The organism is Psychrobacter coccoides (assembly GCF_017498085.1).
Taxonomy (GTDB): domain Bacteria; phylum Pseudomonadota; class Gammaproteobacteria; order Pseudomonadales; family Moraxellaceae; genus Psychrobacter; species Psychrobacter coccoides.
On sequence record NZ_JAGBKM010000058.1, the window covers coordinates 1 to 457 of the forward strand.

Sequence of the window (457 nt, forward strand, 5' to 3'; positions counted from 1 at the left end):
ATTGTCTTTTAATGCATAAGTTAATTCGTCACCATCGGCATCAGTAGCCGCTTCTAATTGACCTGTCGCTACAGTGTCTTCGGTGGCTTCGATGACTGAGTCTTTGGAGACTGGTAGATCATTCACTGAAGCAACAGTAATCGTCGCAGTCTTAGTAATGGTCTCTGTGCCATCAGTCACAGTATAGGTGAAGCTATCTTCACCATGGAAGTTAGCGTTTGGTGTGTAGCTGTAACTGCCATCAGCATTGACAACGATGGTGCCATTAGTAGCTTCTGTCGCTAGGGCGTAAGTGAGCGTATCTCCATCCACATCGGTGGCTGTCGCAAGCTGTCCTTCAGCTACGGTGTCTTCTGTTGCCGCAATAACACTGTCTTCTGACACTGGCGCATCATTTACGGCAGCGACCGTAATCGTAGCAGTTTGAGTGATCACGCCACCTTGACCGTCATCAATG

The 457-nt window shown here is 48.1% G+C and carries 1 protein-coding gene; it reads right to left on the reverse strand.

The window, feature by feature from the left end; translation table 11 throughout:
- Nucleotides 1–457, reverse strand: a 457-nt coding sequence (locus J3492_RS13050) for a cadherin-like domain-containing protein (protein ID WP_207992431.1), incomplete at both ends; no start/stop codon positions are given.